This is a genomic window from Hymenobacter sp. 102 (assembly GCF_049949205.1).
In the GTDB taxonomy this organism is placed as follows: Bacteria; Bacteroidota; Bacteroidia; order Cytophagales; family Hymenobacteraceae; genus Hymenobacter.
Genome location: NZ_CP188172.1, coordinates 4,768,112 through 4,783,414, shown reverse-complemented (window position 1 = coordinate 4,783,414; position 15,303 = coordinate 4,768,112). Strand labels below are relative to the sequence as shown.

The following is a 15,303-nucleotide window of genomic DNA, read 5'->3' as shown; positions in this document are numbered from 1 at the left end:
ATGTACGAACTTATCCGGTCGGCCCTGCAGCGGCCTCTCACCGTGGTGGTGGCCATGCTGGCCATCCTCTTTTTCGCCTTCGCCGCCGTGCGCGACATTGCCGTGGACATCTTCCCCAGCATGGACGTGCCGGCCATCTACGTAGCCGAGCCCTACGGCGGCCTCTCGCCCGAGCAGCTCGACGGCTTCATGGCCAACCAGTTTCAGAACAACTTCCTGTTCGTGTCCGGGGTCAAGAAGATTGAAACCAAGAGCATTCAGGGCCTGACGCTCATCAAGCTCTCCTTTTACCCCGGCACCGACATGGCCCAGGCCGCCGCCGAGGTGGCCACCCAGGTGTCGCGGGCCACGGCGTTTATGCCGCTCGGTACCTTGCCCCCGCAGGTGGTGCGCTTCGATGCCAGCTCGCTGCCGGTGGGCCAGCTCGTGCTGGAAAGCGAGAAAAGCTCCCTGACCCAGCTCCAGGATCTGGCCGCCAGCCGCATCCGGCCCATGTTTACCACCATTCCGGGCGTCACGTCCACGGCCCCGTTCGGCGGCAACATCCGCACCATCGTGGTAAAGGCCGACCCGGCCAAGCTGCGCGGTTACCAGCTCACGCCCGACGACGTGGTGAAGGCCATCGTCAGCAGCAACCAGCCCTCGGCGGCCGGCAATGTGAAGATGGGCGACGTGGCCTACATGGCCCCGGTGAACTCGCTGATTGAACACCCCGCCGACTTCCTGGACGTGCCCCTGCGCACTGGTTCCGGCCCGGGCGTGTACCTGCGCGACGTGGCCACGGTGGAAGACGCCGCCGACGTGACGACGGGCTACGCCGTCATCAAGGGGTCCTCACAGAAAACGGAATAAATAGCACGTTAAGGAATTTCACGTCTGTCATCGGTGGTATCACACGCGTGGGTTTTTGCTGCGGCTGAAACGCCCTCCCTACACGTCGGGGTCGGCAAGCAGATGGGCTGCTGGTTACGTTGGTTTTGTGGCGACCCGGACCAGGAGCCGACGAACCGTGGCCAAGTGAAAGGCCTTGCCCCGGCGGGTGCGGTAGCCGGCCTCGTTGAGTTCGCGGGTAATCTGGGTCAGGTTGTGGCCTTGCAGCTGCAGCAGCGTTGCTACACGGCTGGCCTGTTTGTTGGCTTGGTTGTCCCGGGCGTTCTGCTGGCGCACGGCTAAGCCCCGTTGCCGGGCCGCGGCCGTCAGGTTGGCCGGCGTGCCCAACGTGGCCCCCCGTGCCTTCTTGGCGGTGAGCGCGTCCTTAGTCCGCTTGGAGATGGTCTCCCGCTCGTGCTGGGCCAGCACCGCGAACAAGCCCACGGTAAGCGTATTCGCGTCGGGCATGTCGCAGCAAATAAATTCCACCCCCGCGTCGCGTAGGGTGAAGATGAAACCGGCGTTGCGCGAGAGCCGGTCCAGCTTGGCGATGAGCAGTACCCCGCCCGCCTGTCGGGCCGCCGCGATGGCGGCCAGCAGCTGAGGCCGGTGGTTCTTCTTGCCGCTCTCGATTTCGACGTACTCACCGCGCAAGGCAGTCGGGTCCGCCACGAAGGCGCGAGCCGCTGCCCGTTGAGCCTCTAAGCCCAAGCCCGACGCACCCTGCTTCTGCGTTGAGACCCGGTAGTAGGCAAAGTAGTGACGGGCTGGTGAAGACGAAGTACGCATATAGAAGGAGCAAAAACCGGCGTTTCCGGCAAAGTTAACGTTTTCCAAACGCTCGTTTAAAAAATGTTAGCTTGTCTTTTTTTCGCTGATTCTACTGTAGATACCATCGTGCCCGTCGGATGATGAATGGTTGCACCGGGTTTTTCTACCGGAAAGAGAATGCCCTGGCTTGGATGACCAGGCCATATCAGGATTACTGAAAGGGCAGGTGTTGGCTCGAGTGTTTCTGGGTGTTCGTCCATTTCAACAGCGCCGAGTCGTACAGCTTACTGATGGTGCGAAGCCTTTTTCTGACCACTGCTAGCTGAAGAAATTTTCGAACTGATTTTGCCGGTTTTTCAAAGAATTCATAACTGCCTAGACAAGTTGCTGGCTTGTTTACTGAAACGGGGATATAAATGTGAAAACCCATCCTACCAATTGCTGCCGCGCAGCTTGTCGGAGTGCAGCACGCGGATGAACTTGTTGGTGAGCTCGATAATGCCTTCCTGGCGGAACTCGCTCAAAATGCGGCTCAGCGACTCCGGGGCGGTGCCGATGAGGGCGGCCAGGTCGTCGCGGGTGAGTTGAATGAGGGGGTCGGCCGGAGTGAAAGCGGATTGCTGGGCGTGCAGGTGCAGTAGCGCGTCGGCCACGCGCTTGCGCAGCGAGTTGTAGGCCAGGTCCAGGAGTTGTTCGTCCTGCTGCTGCACCCGGCCCACGAGCAGGCGCACAAACTGGTGGCTCACCTCGGGGTTGCGCAGCAGCAGCAGCGTGAAGTCGGCCGCCGGAATGTAGAGCAGGGTGGTGTCTTCCACGGCCACTGCCGTATCGTGATGGGGCGTGCCGGCCAGCAGGGCCTGGTAGCCAAAAAACGCGCCTTCTTCGTGAATTGCCGTAATCAGCTCCTTGCCCGTGGCCGTGGTTTTGCTGGTTTTCACCCGCCCGCGCTGCACGAAGTAGAGGCGGGTAGCCTCGTCGCCTTCGGCGTAAACGAGCTGCTTGCGGGGCACGGCATGGGGGCGGCGCTCGGCGGTCAGGGCTGCCAGGCCGCCGGCCTGCTGCGCATCGCGCAGAAAGGAATCCAAGCCGGTGGGCGTAGGCGCGTACTCCGGCTTGAGGTGCTGGAACCGGGCCAGGCGGCCGGCAATGGCGCTGAGCAGCTCCGAGTCGTCGAAGGGCTTGGTGAGGTAGTCGTCGGCGCCCAGCTCCATGCCGCGGCGCAGGTCGGTACGCTCGGTTTTGGCGGTGAGGAAAATGAACGGGACGCCCGCCAGCTGCGGGTTTTGGTTGAAGATGTGCAGCACGCCGTAGCCGTCGAGCACGGGCATCATGATGTCGCAGACCACCAAATCCGGCTTCGTCGCCAGGGCTTTTTCCACGCCCATCTTGCCGTTTTCGGCCGTGAGCACCTGGTAGCCGGTCATTTCCAGGATTTCGGCGGTGTTTTCGCGGATAAAGTCGTTGTCCTCAATCAGCAGAATGGTCTTCATAGGGAATGGTAATGATGACGGTGGTGCCCACTTCCAGCGCGCTTTGCAAGGCAATGGTGCCACGCATCAGCTCCAGGTAGCGGGCCACGATGTAGAGGCCCAGGCCGGTGCCGGGCAGGTTAGCGGCGTTGCGGGCCCGGAAAAACCGCTCAAACAAGTGCTCCTGGTCTTCGGCCGAAATGCCCACGCCCTGGTCCTGCACCGTGAGCACGAGCTGGCCGGCGGCGCAGACGGCACGCACCGTCACCACCGCGTTTTCGCCGGAGTATTTCAGCCCGTTAGACAGCAGATTGACCAGGATTTTGCGCAGCAGCGAGGGGTCGAGCCACAGCGGGGTCGGGCAGCTCACCTCCGGCCGGATAACCTGACCGGGCTTGCGCAGGCCCTCCACATCGGCGATGGTGTCGTGCAGCAGCGCAGGCAAATCGAGGCGGGCCGGCCGGGCCTGCACCTTGCCTTCCTCGATGCGCCCCACCGAGAGAAACTCTTCCAGGATGTCGTTCAGGTGGTTCACCGACTGCCTGATGCGCTCCAAGTGGCGCCGGCGCTTGTCCTGCTGCTCGGTGGCCGGGTATTTCTCAATCAGCGCGGCCGAGGTGAGCACGGCTGTGAGCGGGGTGCGAAACTCGTGCGAGGCCATGCTCACGAAGCGCGATTTCAACTCGCCCAGTTCCTGCTCGGCGGCCAGGGCCTGGGCCAGTTCTTCCTTGCGCTGCTCCAGCTGCTCGAGGGTGGTCATCAGGGCGTGGGTGCGGTCGGCCACTTTTTGCTCCAGGTCGGCGTTGAGGCGCTCCACGCGCTGGCGCTCGGCCACCAAGGCTTGTTGGGCGGTCTTTTTGTCGGTGATATCGATAACGTAGGACACCACGAACAACGCTTCATCGAGGTGGAAATAGCTCAGGCTGATTTCGGCCGGAAACACCGACCCGTCGCGGCGCCGGCCGTGCAGCTCGCCGCGGTGGGCACTCAGCGCCCGCACTTGGGGGTTGGCATTGTAGGAGGCGCGCAGCTGCTCGTGGCTGCGGCTCGGCAGGGGCGGCACCAGCCGGTCGATGCCTGACCCTTCCAGCTCGCCTTCCGCGTAGTCGAACTGCTGGTGGGCCATCCGGTTGGCCGACACGATGATGCCGGCGCGGTCGCACACGAGGATGCCGATGGTGGCGTTGGCCACCACGGCCTCGAAACGGCGGTGACTTTCGGCCAGCTCGCGCTCCACCTGCCGCAGGCGGCTAAGCTCGCTGAGGCGCACCAGGAAATACGGGCTCCCTTCCACTGCAAAAGGCGTCAGCTCGATGCGCGCCAGAAAGGCCGGGCCGTCGGGCGGCCCGACTTCGGTTTCCACTTCCTGCCGGCCCTGGGTCTGGGCCTGCTCGCAGAGCCGCACCCAGTCGGCGTCGGAAAAGGCCGGGGTGCGGAGGGCCCGGCCCGGTTCGGCCAGCAGGGCCGCCTCCGAGGCATAGCCCAGCAGCTGCACGCCGGCGGGGTTCACCCGTGTGAAGCGCCCTTCGCGGGCCTCGTACACGCCCACAAATTCCGAAGCCTGATTCAGGAAAACATCAATCAGGGCGCGGGCAAACGGGTCGTGGGGCATGGCAAAGGCCGCAAGCGGCGGTAAAAGTCATAGAGCAGCCACTGGGCGAAAGGACCCTCTGAGCCTCTAAAGTACCTGGTCAAACGATTAGCCCACTCCGAAGGGTTTGCTAATTGCCTGCCCGGCGACCTGTTTATGCCTAGCCAGGCCCGCCAGCGGCGGCGATGATAAAGGTCAAGCCCGAACTTGAGGAGGCTCATGGGAGCCGCTGGTCGCGAAAAGTAATTTTACGGCAACTCACTACACGTATCCGCTAATGGCGCCTGTTTCCTCCTTGCCCGCTCCGCCACCCGCTCCGGCCGTGCTGCTGATTCTGCTGCCGCCGGCCGCACTGGGCGACGCCTTGCCCACGGCCCTCACCAGCGCCGCCCTGCGGGCGCTGCAAAGCCGGCTGGGCCCGGCCATCCGGGTGCTGAAGGTAGACGAAGCCAGCCACCCGGCCGTGGTGCGCAGCTTCGGTACACCCGCGCTGCCGGCCTGCGTGCTGGTGCGGCAGGGCGTGGAGCTGTGGCGACACGAGGGCCTGCCCGAAGACGAAGCCCAGGTAACGCACCTGCTGGAAGCCGCCGGGACGACCTAAATCCCGGCTGCCCGTTGGCGGCCCGCTGGAAAATGGCAGGCGATAAAACGGACTGTCGGGGAAAACACGGGCTTATTAGAGGTAGATGAGAACATGCGCGGCCTGCTGGCAGCGCAGCCCGTGCTCGGCCCCGGCGGGGAAGATGACGTAGTCGCCGGCCACGTAGGTTTGCGGCTGGCCGCCAACGGTGATGACCATTTCGCCGGAGAGCACCACCACAAACACGTCGTGCGGGGCGTGGTGCGGGGCCATGCCCTGGCCGGGCTCGAAGCTTTTGCGCAGCACGCGGTGGCCGTCGCGCTGGAGCAGCACCTGGGTGGGCGTTTCAGTGGCGCGCGGGTGGGTGCCCGCGAGCAGGCTGCCGTTGCTGAATTCCATAAGGGTAGGGGATGAATGGGGGATGAAAGGAAGCGGCTGGCTGCTTCGGTTTGCTGGGGTATTCAGAGCACCGACAACCGGCCGGGCTGCAGGCGCGTTTCGAACACGTGGGCAATGCTTTGAGCGCGGAGCTTGGCTTCGGCCGCCACCGGGCCGGCAAACAGCTCGTCCACGGTCCGGTGAAAAAGGGCCAGCCACCGCTCAAAGTGCGCGCCGCCGATAGGCAGCGGGATATGCTTGCGAAACGGCTGGCCCCGGTAGCGCGCGGTGTGCAGGAGCAGGCCACTCCAGAAGTCGTACATCCGGGGCAGGTGGGCGGCCCAGTCGACGCGGGCAAACTCGTTGAACACGGGCGCCAGCAGCGGGTCGGCATTCACTTTGTCGTAGAAGGTGTCCACCAGCGTTTTCACGTCGGCTTCGGTTTGAATATCGGGGCGGGAATCGGGCATAGCGAAAGAAAAAGAGCCAACTGGCCTGTCGGGCTCCCGGCAGGCCGGGGTAGCGCGGGCGTCAAAAGCCGGTTGGGGAAGCCAGGCGGGGCGGCGGGCGGTGCAGCGCCAGGTAAGCCAGCGTGCCCGTGCCGAGCACCAAGCAGAGCTTGACCGCCTCCACGCCGATGTAAAGCAGGTGCAGGGAGCTGGCCGGCGGGGGGTGGCCATGGAGTAGGGCCTCGGCCCGCACATCCAGGGCCGGCAGCAGCCAAAAGGTTTGGAGCAGCAGCACCGCCGCCAGCAGAACCAGCGCCCCGCCGACCCGCCCCGGCACGCGCAGGTAAATGGCGCAAACGGCGGCCCCGGCATAGAGCCCGATTTCCACCTTGTTCAGGGCGTGGAACACCACCCGGCCGATGCCCACGCCCAGGGCCAGGGTGATGTGTGGGGCCGTAAATTTGAGCGGCGCTTCCAGAAAGGAGATGCCAATTATCAGGCCGGCCCATAGAAACAGGGTGGCCACCAGCACGAGGGCAAAAGGCGGACGCATCATGGCGTGCAACGGGGAGAAGTTGGCGGAAGGCGTGAGTGGTTCCGCCCTGGCAGCGGTAGGCGGCCAGCAGCACAAAGGTGAACAGCCCCCGCCGGACCCGCCCTGACAACAATCAAGCGGGGGGTTGATACTCGTCAAGGTTTCCGAAAGGGCCGGCCCGGAGCTTTGTGGCTGCACCTGCCAAGTCCACCGTGTCCGCTACCGTACTTGAACTGCCTGCTACCCGCCTGGCCTGCGCCCACTGCGGCGAAGCGTGCCCGCCGGAGCCGCTGCTGGCCGAAAAGCCCTTCTGCTGCGCCGGCTGCCGCACCGTGTACGAGCTGCTCGACGCCCATAACCTCTGCACCTACTACCGCCTCGACGCGCAGCCCGGCCTGAAAGTGAAGGCCGTGGAGCTGTCCGGCCGCTTCGACTACCTCGACTCGGAAGCCGTGCAGGCGCAGCTACTCGCGTTTCGCTCGCCGGAGCGGGCCCGCCTCACGCTGGCCATCCCGCAGATGCACTGTACGTCCTGCATCTGGCTGCTCGAGCACCTGCCCCGGCTCAACCCCGGCATCGTGGAGGCGCGGGTGCAGTTTCTGCGCAAGGAAATCACCATTACTTACCTCCCGGCCGAAACCAGCCTCAAGGCCGTGGTGCAGCTGCTGGCCTCGGTGGGCTACGAGCCGCAGATTACGCTGGCCGAGCTGGGCGCGCAGCCCCACCGCGCCGGTCGCACGCTCTACTACCAGCTGGGCCTGGCCGCCTTCGCCTTCGGCAACGTGATGCTGCTGGCCCTACCCGAGTACTTCTCGTTTGTGGAGGAATTGCAGGCCGGGTTCGGATACTTTTTTGGCCTGCTGAGCATGGTCCTGGCGTTGCCGGTGCTGCTGTACAGTGCCCGGCCGTTCTGGCACTCGGCGGGGCAGGGGCTGCGGCAGCGCTACATCAACCTCGATTTCCCCATCAGCCTAGGGCTGTTGTCGTTGTTCTGCGTGAGCACGTTTGAGGTGCTCACGGGGCGCGGACCGGGGTACTTCGACTCGTTCACGGGCCTGGTGTTTTTCATGCTGATTGGTAAGTGGGTGCAGCAGCACACCTACGACGCCCTGCGCTTCGACCGCGACTTCACTTCTTACTTCCCGGTAGCCGTTACTCTGCTCACGCCCGCCGGCGAGCAATCCATCTCGGTGAACGAGCTGAAGCAGGGCCACCGCATCCGGGTGCGGCACCAGGAAGTGGTGCCCGCCGATGCCGTGCTGCTGCGCGGCGCGGGCCAAGTGGACTACTCCTTCGTGTCGGGCGAGAGCACGCCGGTGGCCCGCGCCTCGGGCGAGCTGGTGTACGCCGGCGGCCGGCAGCTGGGCGAAGCCATTGAGCTGGAAGTGGTGCGCGAAGTCAGCCAGGGCTACCTCACCCAGCTCTGGAACAACCCGGCCTTCGCCAAGGAGGCAACTCACCGCACCCTGGAAACCTACGCCAACCGCGTGGGCCGCTACTTCGTGGCCCTCACGCTGCTGCTGGCGGCCGGCACACTGGCCTATTGGGCCCCGCGCGATACGGCCCTGATGTGGCGGGCCTTCACCTCGGTGCTGGTCATTGCCTGCCCCTGCGCCTTGTCGCTGGCCACGCCCTTCGCCCTGGGGGCCGCGCTGCGGGTGCTGGGCCGCCACCAGCTGTATCTGAAAAACGCCGCCGTCATCGAAACGCTGGGCCGCGCCGATACGCTGATTTTCGACAAAACCGGCACCCTCACCGACACGGCACAGGCCGAAGTGCACTACCACGGCCGGCCCCTCTCGGCCCCCGAAAAGCAGCTGATTGCCACCGCTGCCGCTCAGTCCACGCACCCGCTGAGCCAGCGCCTGGCGCACGAGCTGCCGGCCACCTCCCTGGTGCTGGCCACCTGCCGCGAAGTGCCCGGCCAGGGCGTGGCCGCTACGGACGCGGCCGGCGGCACGGTGCGTCTGGGGGGCCAGGAGTTCGTCAATGTCACCCCCTCCGACCGGACGGCTGAAAAAGCCGTCGGACCAAAAGAACCGGAACAGCCGGCTTCGACCCTGGCGCCCGAAACGCGGGTGTACGTGGCCCTGAACGACGAGCTGGCTGGCTACTTTACCTTTCACAACGTGTACCGTCCGGCCCTGCCGGCGCTGCTAACCCAACTGGGCCGCCGCTACCGGCTGGCGGTGCTTTCCGGCGATACCGAAGCCGAAGGCCCCCGCCTGCGGGCACTGTTTGGCGCGGACGCGGCGCTGCATTTCCGGCAGTCGCCGGCCGATAAGCTGGCCTACATCGCCGCTGAGCGCGCCCAGGGCCACACCGTGGTGATGGTGGGCGACGGCCTCAACGACGCGGGCGCGCTGCGGGCCGCCGACGCCGGCCTGGCCCTCACCGACCAGCTCACCAACTTCTCGCCCGCCTGCGATGCCATCCTCGATGCCGGGGCGTTTGGGCAGTTGGCCGCGTTTCTGAGCTTTTCGCGGGCCTGCCTGCGGGTGGTGCTGGTCACGTTTGGGTTGTCATTCTGCTACAACGGCTTCGGGCTGGCGCTGGCGGTGCAGGGCCGGTTCACGCCCATTGTATCGGCCATTCTCATGCCCATCAGCTCGCTGAGCGTGATGGTAGCAGCGACCCTGCTGGTGGGCTGGGCGGCCCGGCGCCATCGGCTATAAACCGGCTTTTTATGACCATTATTTTTCCGCTGATTGGTATCAGCCTGCTCGTGGCCCTGCTGTTTCTGGGTGGCTTTCTCTGGGCCGTGCGCAGCGGGCAGTACGACGATGCTTACACGCCCTCGGTGCGGATGCTGTTCGATGACGTGCCCGACGAACCGGCCGACCCGGACGAACCAAGGAGCGGCGAAAAGCCGCTTGGTTGAGATTAATCAAGTGCGGGCTTGACCGCCGTCATGCCGCCCGAAAGGGGCTTGCAGGACCTTTGGAGGAGTAAACCACTAGCTTCTTTTTGCTCATGCAAGCCACCCCCATGCCGCCTCTTTCCGCCGACGAGCCGCAGGTTCCGAGCCGGCTCAGCCAGGCGGTCGACACGTTTTTCTACGACAACCAGATTGTCCGCAATTTCGGCCTGGCCACCGTATTCTGGGGCATTGCCGGCATGCTGGTGGGCATCCTGGCCGCCTTCGAGCTGGCGCAGCCCGCCGTGAACATGAACACGGCCGTCACCACCTTCGGCCGCATCCGGCCGCTGCACACTAACGCGGTGATTTTCGCCTTCGTCGGCAACGGCATCTTCATGGGCGTGTACTACTCGCTGCAGCGCCTGTGCAAAACGCCGATGTACTCCAAGGCCCTGAGCAAGATTCACTTCTGGGGCTGGCAGCTCATCATCCTCAGCGCCCTGATTTCCTTGCCCCTGGGCTTCACCACGAGCAAGGAGTACGCCGAGCTGGAATGGCCCATTGACATTGCCATTACGGTGATTTGGGTGGTGTTCGGCTGGAACATGTTCGGCACCATTGCGCGGCGGCGCGAGCGGCACCTGTACGTGGGCATCTGGTTCTACATCGCCACGTTCATCACCATCGCCGTGCTGCACATCGTCAACTCCATGGAGCTGCCGGTGAGCTTTATGAAAAGCTACTCCATGTACGCCGGTGTGCAGGACGCGCTGGTGCAGTGGTGGTACGGGCACAACGCGGTGGCTTTCTTCCTGACCACGCCCTACCTGGGGCTGATGTACTACTTCCTGCCCAAGGCGGCCGGGCGGCCGGTGTACTCCTACCGCCTGAGCATCATCCACTTCTGGTCCTTGATTTTTATCTACATCTGGGCCGGGCCGCACCACTTGCTGTATACGTCCTTGCCCGACTGGGCCCAGAGCCTGGGTGTGGCGTTCAGCATTATGCTGATTGCGCCCAGCTGGGGCGGTATGATTAACGGGCTGCTGACGCTGCGCGGCGCCTGGGACAAAGTGCGCGAGGAGCCGGTGCTCAAGTTTCTGGTGGTGGCCATCACGGCCTACGGCATGGCCACCTTTGAAGGCCCCATGCTGAGCCTTAAGAACGTGAACGCCATTGCCCACTTCACCGACTGGATTGTGGCCCACGTGCACGTGGGGGCCCTGGGCTGGAACGGCTTCCTGACCTTTGCCATGCTCTACTGGCTGTGGCCGCGCCTCTACCGCACCGAACTGTACTCCAAGAAGCTGGCCAACATCCACTTTTTGATTGGCACCATCGGCATTCTGGTGTACGCGCTGCCCCTGTACTGGGCCGGCTTCACGCAGGGGCTCATGTGGAAGCAGTTCAACGCCGAGGGCATGCTGCAGTACCCCAACTTCCTGGAAACGGTGCTGCAAATCGTGCCCATGTACTACCTGCGCGGCATCGGCGGGGTGCTCTACCTGGCCGGCGCGCTGCTGATGACCTACAACCTGTTCAAGACGGCCCAGGCCGGCGCGCTGCTGGCCGAGGAGAAAGCCACGGCCCCCGCGCTGCTGCCCGCCGCCGAAGACCCGCACGCCGACGCCGGCCACTGGCACCGCTGGATTGAGCGCCGCCCGTTTCAGCTGGCGTTCTGGGCCACCGTGGCCATTGCCATTGGCGGCATTATCGAGATGGTGCCCACCTTTCTGGTCAAAAGCAACGTGCCCACCATCGCCTCCGTCAAGCCCTACCGGCCCCTGGAGCTGGAAGGCCGCGACCTCTACATTAAAGAAGGCTGCTCGAACTGCCACACCCAGATGGTGCGCCCGTTCCGCTCGGAAACCGAGCGCTACGGCGAGTACAGCAAAGCCGGCGAGTTTGTGTACGACCGGCCCTTTTTGTGGGGCAGCAAGCGCACCGGGCCCGATTTGCACCGCCTGGGTGGCAAATACCCGCACTCCTGGCACTACAACCACATGCTGGACCCCACCAGCATGTCGCCCGGCTCCATCATGCCGCCCTACCCCTGGCTGTATGACAACACCATTGACTACAGTACCCTGCCTACCAAAATTCGGGTGCTGCAACAGTTGGGCACACCTTACCCGGCGGGCTTCGACCAGCAGGCCGAGGCCGATGCCCGCGCCCAGGCCGACGGCATCGTGCGCGACCTGAAAAAGGAGGACATCGAGGTGAAGTCGGACAAAGAGATTGTGGCCCTGATTGCCTACCTCCAGCGCTTGGGCACCGACATCAAAGTGAAGCCCGAGCAGGCCGCCGCGGCCGCCCAGTAACCCCTTTTCAGTGCCAGACCATGGACAAGAAAGTATTGCAATCTATTGCCGGGGTCGAGATATACCCGCTCATCTCGCTGGCTATCTTCTTCCTGTTTTTCCTGGGCCTGCTCGTGTACGTGGTGCGGGCCAACCGCCAGCACCTGCGCGAGATGAGCGAAATGCCCCTGCGCGCCGACGACGAAACCCCGCAACCGGCCCTCGGCCCCGACGTGCTATGCTAGCCAGACGCTCCCTCCTGATGACGGCCACGGGCCTGCTCACGAGTTACCTGGCCGCTGGCCAAACTCCGGCCACCGCGCCCGCGCCCTCGGGCTCGGATGCACTGTTTTGGGTGCTGGTGGGCGTACTGGGCCTCGTGGCGCTGCTGGTTGTAGTCGTCGGCACCTCCGTGGCCTCGGCCACCAGCAGCCCCTACTGGCAGCAGCAGCGCGCCGCGCCGGAAGTGGCCACCCACCCGTCCTCTTCTACCTCCACGAAGCCAGAAGCCGCCGCATGTTAACCCATTTGACCCGAAAGACCGGGCCGCTGCTCCTCGCCGGCCTACTACAGGCAGGCGCCGCCGTAGCCCAGGAGCCGGCCGCCGCGCCGGCCAAGACGGGTGGCCCCGACACCCAGGAAATGCTGTTTTGGTTTTTGCTCAGCACGCTGGTGCTGGTGCTGCTGGTGTTTGCCTTGCTCTTTACGATGATAGTCGTCAAGCTCAAGCCACAGCTGCGCAAACTCTACGAGTTGCCCACGGTGCACGACACCTGGAGCGGCAAGGTGGTGGGCCTGCTGGTCGGTGACACCCGCCTGGTGAACGGGGAACGCAAGGACGAGCTGATGGGCCACGAGTACGACGGCATCTCGGAGTACGACAACGACTTGCCGCCGTGGTGGAAGTACGGCTTTTACTTCACCATCGTGTTTGCCGTGGGCTACATGGGCTACTACCACGTGGCCAACGCCGGGCAGCTGCAGCTGGCCGAGTACGAAACCGAGATGCGCCAGGCTACCCTGCTGGTGTCGGCCGAGGCCGACGACCCCAACAAGCTTACGACCTACACGGCCCTCACCGCCCCGGCCGACCTGGCCGCCGGCAAAAGCATTTTCGCCACCAACTGCGCCCCCTGCCACGGGGCCAGCGCCGAGGGCAAAGTGGGGCCCAACCTCACCGACGAGTACTGGCTGCACGGCGGCGAAATCAACCACGTCTACAAAACCATTAAGTACGGCGTGACCAGCAAGGGCATGGTGGCTTGGAAGGGCAAGCTGGCCGGCAAGCAGATTCTGCAAGTGGCCTCCTACATCCAGTCGCTGCAAGGCTCGAAGCCGGCGGGCGCCAAAGAGCCGCAGGGCGAGAAGGAAGCCGGCGGCAAGCCCCTGGCCAGCAAGTAAGGCCCGGCACCGCAAACCGGCTGTTGACGAGTTGACCGACCCCGGCCGGCCGGTTGGCGCCGGCGCACCGGAGCACACCACTAATTTACCACCCCAATGGCCGCTATCAACTATCAGCCCGACGACGACTTTCGCACCCACATTGCGACGGTGGATGGCGAAGGCAAGCGCATCTGGCTGTATCCCAAGAAGCCCAGCGGCCGGCTCTACCGCGCCCGCAAGTGGATTAGCTACGGCCTGCTGGCCTTGCTCTTTGCCGGCCCCTGGCTGCGCATTCACGAGCTGCCGGTGCTCATGCTGAACCTGCCGGCCCGGAAGTTCATCATCTTCGGCCAGATTTTCTGGCCCCAGGATTTTTTCATTCTGTTGGTAGGGGCGCTGGCGTTTGTGCTGTTCATCATCCTGTTCACCATCGTCTACGGCCGCCTGTTCTGCGGCTGGGTGTGCCCGCAGACCATCTTTCTGGAGATGGTGTTCCGCCGCATCGAGTACTGGCTCGAAGGCGACGGCCCCCAGCAAAAAGCCCTGGACCGGGCCGACTGGACCTGGAACAAAATCTGGCGCAAAACCAGCAAGCACACGCTGTTTCTGCTGCTTTCCTTTCTGATTGCCAACACCTTCCTGGCCTACATCGTGGGCTCGGACGAGCTGGTGAAGATTATTACGGACCCGCCCGCGGCTCACCTGGGCGGACTGGCGTCAATGGTCGTGTTCACGGGCGTGTTCTACGCCGTTTTTGCTCGCTTTCGCGAGCAGGTGTGCACCATCGCCTGCCCCTACGGCCGTCTGCAAGGCGTGTTGCTGGATAAAGACAGCCTGGTGGTGGCCTACGATTACAAGCGGGGCGAGCCGCGCGAGAAGCTGCGCAAAAACCAAGTGCGCCTGGCTGGGGACTGCATCGACTGCCACCAGTGCGTGCAGGTGTGCCCCACGGGCATCGACATCCGCAACGGGGCGCAGCAGCTGGAATGCACCAACTGCACGGCCTGCGTCGACGCCTGCAACCACATCATGGAAATGGTGAACCTGCCGCTGGGCCTCATCCGCCACGCCTCGGTCAACGACATTGCTCAGGGCACGCGCTTTCGCCTCACGGGCCGCATGAAAGCGCTATCGGGGGCCCTGGTGGCGGTGCTGCTGGGCCTCACCTTCCTGTTGGTGTCGCGCTCCAACGTGGAAGCCACGGTGCTGCGCACGCCGGGCCAGCTGTTTCAGAAAACCGCCCACGGCACCATCACCAACCTCTACAACATCTCGGTTATCAACAAAACCAATCACCCGTACCCCATCACCCTGAAGATGCTGGAGCCCGCCGGCGGCACCATTGCGCTGGTCGGCAACGACGGGCTGAAACTACCAGCCCAAGGCATCACCGAGGGCGTGTTCTTCGCTGAGTTGCCCAAGTCGGCGCTGCACACCACCAACCAGAAAATCCGCATCGGTGTGTTCAGCGGGGGCCAGTTGATTACCGAAACCAAAACCAAGTTCCTCGGGCCGGTGCAGTGAAAAGTAGCGCGGACGCCGCGAGTCCGCGCCCGCACCACACCCGAACGAAATCCGCCCAGGCGCGGACTCGCAGCGTCCGCGCTACAATTCAACCCCATGACCACTACCCGCCGCAACCTTTGGCCCTACGCCATCATTGCCACTTTCGTGCTCTTTGCTGCCTACATCGGCTACATGGTGCAGCGGGCCATGCGCACCAACGTGGACCTGGTGAGCGCCGACTACTACCAGCAGGAGCTGGCCTACCAGCAGCGCATGGAATCGGTGGCGCGCACGGCCGCGCTGCCCGCCCCGGTGCGTGTGGCCTACGAACGAGCTTCTCAGCGCCTTACCCTCCAACTGCCGCCCGCCTTGGCCGGGCAGGCGGTGCGGGGCACGCTGTACTTCTTCCGGCCCTCCGACCAGAAGCTGGATTTCCGGCTGCCCTTTTCGCCGACCGGGGACTCGGCGCGGCAAGAGCTGAACACCAGCCGGCTGCTGGCGGGCTACTGGCGGCTGCGGCTGGATTTTACGGCCGGCGGCCACCAGTATTTTGTGGAAAAGGAGTTATCCATCTAACTCTTGGCCAGGGCGTTCGCGCCGGCGTCTTTGTA

The 15,303-nt window shown here is 64.3% G+C and carries 16 protein-coding genes; 10 read left to right on the top strand and 6 right to left on the bottom strand.

Translation table 11 applies throughout. The annotated features are described in order from the left end of the window. A complete protein-coding gene (locus ACN19L_RS20670; protein WP_426491317.1) occupies nt 1–852 on the top strand; it encodes an efflux RND transporter permease subunit in 852 nt (283 codons plus the stop codon). A 114-nt stretch (nt 853–966) separates the two neighbouring features. Here ACN19L_RS20670 and ACN19L_RS20665 read toward each other — a convergent pair whose 3' ends face one another. The 3 genes from ACN19L_RS20665 to ACN19L_RS20655 all read right to left on the bottom strand — a co-directional run bounded on the left by ACN19L_RS20665 (nt 967) and on the right by ACN19L_RS20655 (nt 4,722). Next, nucleotides 967–1,659 carry a recombinase family protein gene (locus ACN19L_RS20665; RefSeq protein ID WP_315999508.1) on the bottom strand — a complete coding sequence of 231 codons (693 nt, stop codon included), beginning with the start codon at nt 1,657–1,659 and terminating at the stop codon, nt 967–969. Between the two features lie 413 nt (nt 1,660–2,072). Next, complete coding sequence (locus ACN19L_RS20660; protein ID WP_315999507.1) at nt 2,073–3,131, bottom strand: response regulator; 1,059 nt, start codon at nt 3,129–3,131, stop codon at nt 2,073–2,075. Continuing rightward, a complete protein-coding gene (locus ACN19L_RS20655; RefSeq protein WP_315999506.1) occupies nt 3,109–4,722 on the bottom strand; it encodes a PAS domain-containing sensor histidine kinase in 1,614 nt (537 codons plus the stop codon). Before ACN19L_RS20655 ends, ACN19L_RS20660 begins: the two co-directional genes overlap by 23 nt. A 256-nt stretch (nt 4,723–4,978) precedes the next feature. Between ACN19L_RS20655 and ACN19L_RS20650 the strand changes: the two genes are divergently transcribed. Further along, complete coding sequence (locus ACN19L_RS20650) at nt 4,979–5,302, top strand: thioredoxin (protein WP_315999505.1); 324 nt, start codon at nt 4,979–4,981, stop codon at nt 5,300–5,302. Between the two features lie 75 nt (nt 5,303–5,377). Here the strand turns inward: ACN19L_RS20650 and ACN19L_RS20645 are convergent, their stop codons facing one another. The 3 genes from ACN19L_RS20645 to ACN19L_RS20635 form a co-directional block, all read right to left on the bottom strand. Then, nucleotides 5,378–5,680, bottom strand: a complete 303-nt coding sequence (locus tag ACN19L_RS20645; RefSeq protein ID WP_315999504.1) for a cupin domain-containing protein — start codon at nt 5,678–5,680, stop codon at nt 5,378–5,380. Between the two features lie 62 nt (nt 5,681–5,742). Further along, entirely contained in the window at nt 5,743–6,129 is a 387-nt protein-coding gene (locus ACN19L_RS20640; RefSeq protein ID WP_315999503.1) for a group III truncated hemoglobin, read from the bottom strand. A 61-nt stretch (nt 6,130–6,190) separates the two neighbouring features. Further along, nucleotides 6,191–6,664: a hypothetical protein gene (locus tag ACN19L_RS20635; RefSeq protein ID WP_426491316.1), complete on the bottom strand. Its 474-nt coding sequence runs from the start codon at nt 6,662–6,664 to the stop codon at nt 6,191–6,193. A gap of 191 nt (nt 6,665–6,855) precedes the next feature. On the opposite strand from ACN19L_RS20635, the gene ACN19L_RS20630 reads away from it, so the two are divergent. The 8 genes from ACN19L_RS20630 (at nt 6,856) to ACN19L_RS20595 (ending at nt 15,268) form a co-directional block, all read left to right on the top strand. Continuing rightward, entirely contained in the window at nt 6,856–9,318 is a 2,463-nt protein-coding gene (locus ACN19L_RS20630) for a heavy metal translocating P-type ATPase (protein WP_315999501.1), read from the top strand. Between the two features lie 11 nt (nt 9,319–9,329). Further along, a complete protein-coding gene (gene ccoS, locus ACN19L_RS20625) occupies nt 9,330–9,524 on the top strand; it encodes a cbb3-type cytochrome oxidase assembly protein CcoS (protein ID WP_315999500.1) in 195 nt (64 codons plus the stop codon). Between the two features lie 107 nt (nt 9,525–9,631). Then, nucleotides 9,632–11,824, top strand: coding sequence for a cytochrome-c oxidase, cbb3-type subunit I (ccoN, locus tag ACN19L_RS20620; protein WP_426493611.1), 2,193 nt, complete (start codon nt 9,632–9,634; stop codon nt 11,822–11,824). A 20-nt stretch (nt 11,825–11,844) separates the two neighbouring features. Beyond that, nucleotides 11,845–12,048, top strand: a complete 204-nt coding sequence (locus ACN19L_RS20615) for a hypothetical protein (RefSeq protein ID WP_315999499.1) — start codon at nt 11,845–11,847, stop codon at nt 12,046–12,048. Beyond that, complete coding sequence (locus ACN19L_RS20610; protein ID WP_315999498.1) at nt 12,042–12,326, top strand: hypothetical protein; 285 nt, start codon at nt 12,042–12,044, stop codon at nt 12,324–12,326. The genes ACN19L_RS20615 and ACN19L_RS20610 overlap by 7 nt, the downstream gene beginning before the upstream one ends. Nucleotides 12,327–12,331: 5 nt before the next feature. After that, a complete protein-coding gene (locus tag ACN19L_RS20605) occupies nt 12,332–13,204 on the top strand; it encodes a cbb3-type cytochrome c oxidase N-terminal domain-containing protein (protein WP_315999497.1) in 873 nt (290 codons plus the stop codon). 96 nt (nt 13,205–13,300) lie between these two features. Beyond that, nucleotides 13,301–14,710: a cytochrome c oxidase accessory protein CcoG gene (gene ccoG / locus ACN19L_RS20600; protein ID WP_315999496.1), complete on the top strand. Its 1,410-nt coding sequence runs from the start codon at nt 13,301–13,303 to the stop codon at nt 14,708–14,710. A 96-nt stretch (nt 14,711–14,806) separates the two neighbouring features. Then, entirely contained in the window at nt 14,807–15,268 is a 462-nt protein-coding gene (locus ACN19L_RS20595) for a FixH family protein (protein WP_315999495.1), read from the top strand. The last annotated feature ends 35 nt before the right edge of the window (nt 15,269–15,303 follow it).

Excerpts from the sequence above, each read along its gene's own strand:
- ccoN (WP_426493611.1), top strand. The coding sequence starts at position 9,632 with ATGCCGCCTCTTTCCGCCGACGAGCCGCAGGTTCCGAGCCGGCTCAGC.
- ACN19L_RS20665 (WP_315999508.1), bottom strand. The coding sequence starts at position 1,659 with ATGCGTACTTCGTCTTCACCAGCCCGTCACTACTTTGCCTACTACCGG.
- ACN19L_RS20640 (WP_315999503.1), bottom strand. The coding sequence starts at position 6,129 with ATGCCCGATTCCCGCCCCGATATTCAAACCGAAGCCGACGTGAAAACG.
- ACN19L_RS20660 (WP_315999507.1), bottom strand. The coding sequence starts at position 3,131 with ATGAAGACCATTCTGCTGATTGAGGACAACGACTTTATCCGCGAAAAC.
- ACN19L_RS20635 (WP_426491316.1), bottom strand. The coding sequence starts at position 6,664 with ATGATGCGTCCGCCTTTTGCCCTCGTGCTGGTGGCCACCCTGTTTCTA.
- ACN19L_RS20655 (WP_315999506.1), bottom strand. The coding sequence starts at position 4,722 with ATGCCCCACGACCCGTTTGCCCGCGCCCTGATTGATGTTTTCCTGAAT.
- ACN19L_RS20595 (WP_315999495.1), top strand. The coding sequence starts at position 14,807 with ATGACCACTACCCGCCGCAACCTTTGGCCCTACGCCATCATTGCCACT.
- ccoS (WP_315999500.1), top strand. The coding sequence starts at position 9,330 with ATGACCATTATTTTTCCGCTGATTGGTATCAGCCTGCTCGTGGCCCTG.
- ACN19L_RS20610 (WP_315999498.1), top strand. The coding sequence starts at position 12,042 with ATGCTAGCCAGACGCTCCCTCCTGATGACGGCCACGGGCCTGCTCACG.
- ACN19L_RS20650 (WP_315999505.1), top strand. The coding sequence starts at position 4,979 with ATGGCGCCTGTTTCCTCCTTGCCCGCTCCGCCACCCGCTCCGGCCGTG.
- ccoG (WP_315999496.1), top strand. The coding sequence starts at position 13,301 with ATGGCCGCTATCAACTATCAGCCCGACGACGACTTTCGCACCCACATT.
- ACN19L_RS20645 (WP_315999504.1), bottom strand. The coding sequence starts at position 5,680 with ATGGAATTCAGCAACGGCAGCCTGCTCGCGGGCACCCACCCGCGCGCC.
- ACN19L_RS20615 (WP_315999499.1), top strand. The coding sequence starts at position 11,845 with ATGGACAAGAAAGTATTGCAATCTATTGCCGGGGTCGAGATATACCCG.
- ACN19L_RS20670 (WP_426491317.1), top strand. The coding sequence starts at position 1 with ATGTACGAACTTATCCGGTCGGCCCTGCAGCGGCCTCTCACCGTGGTG.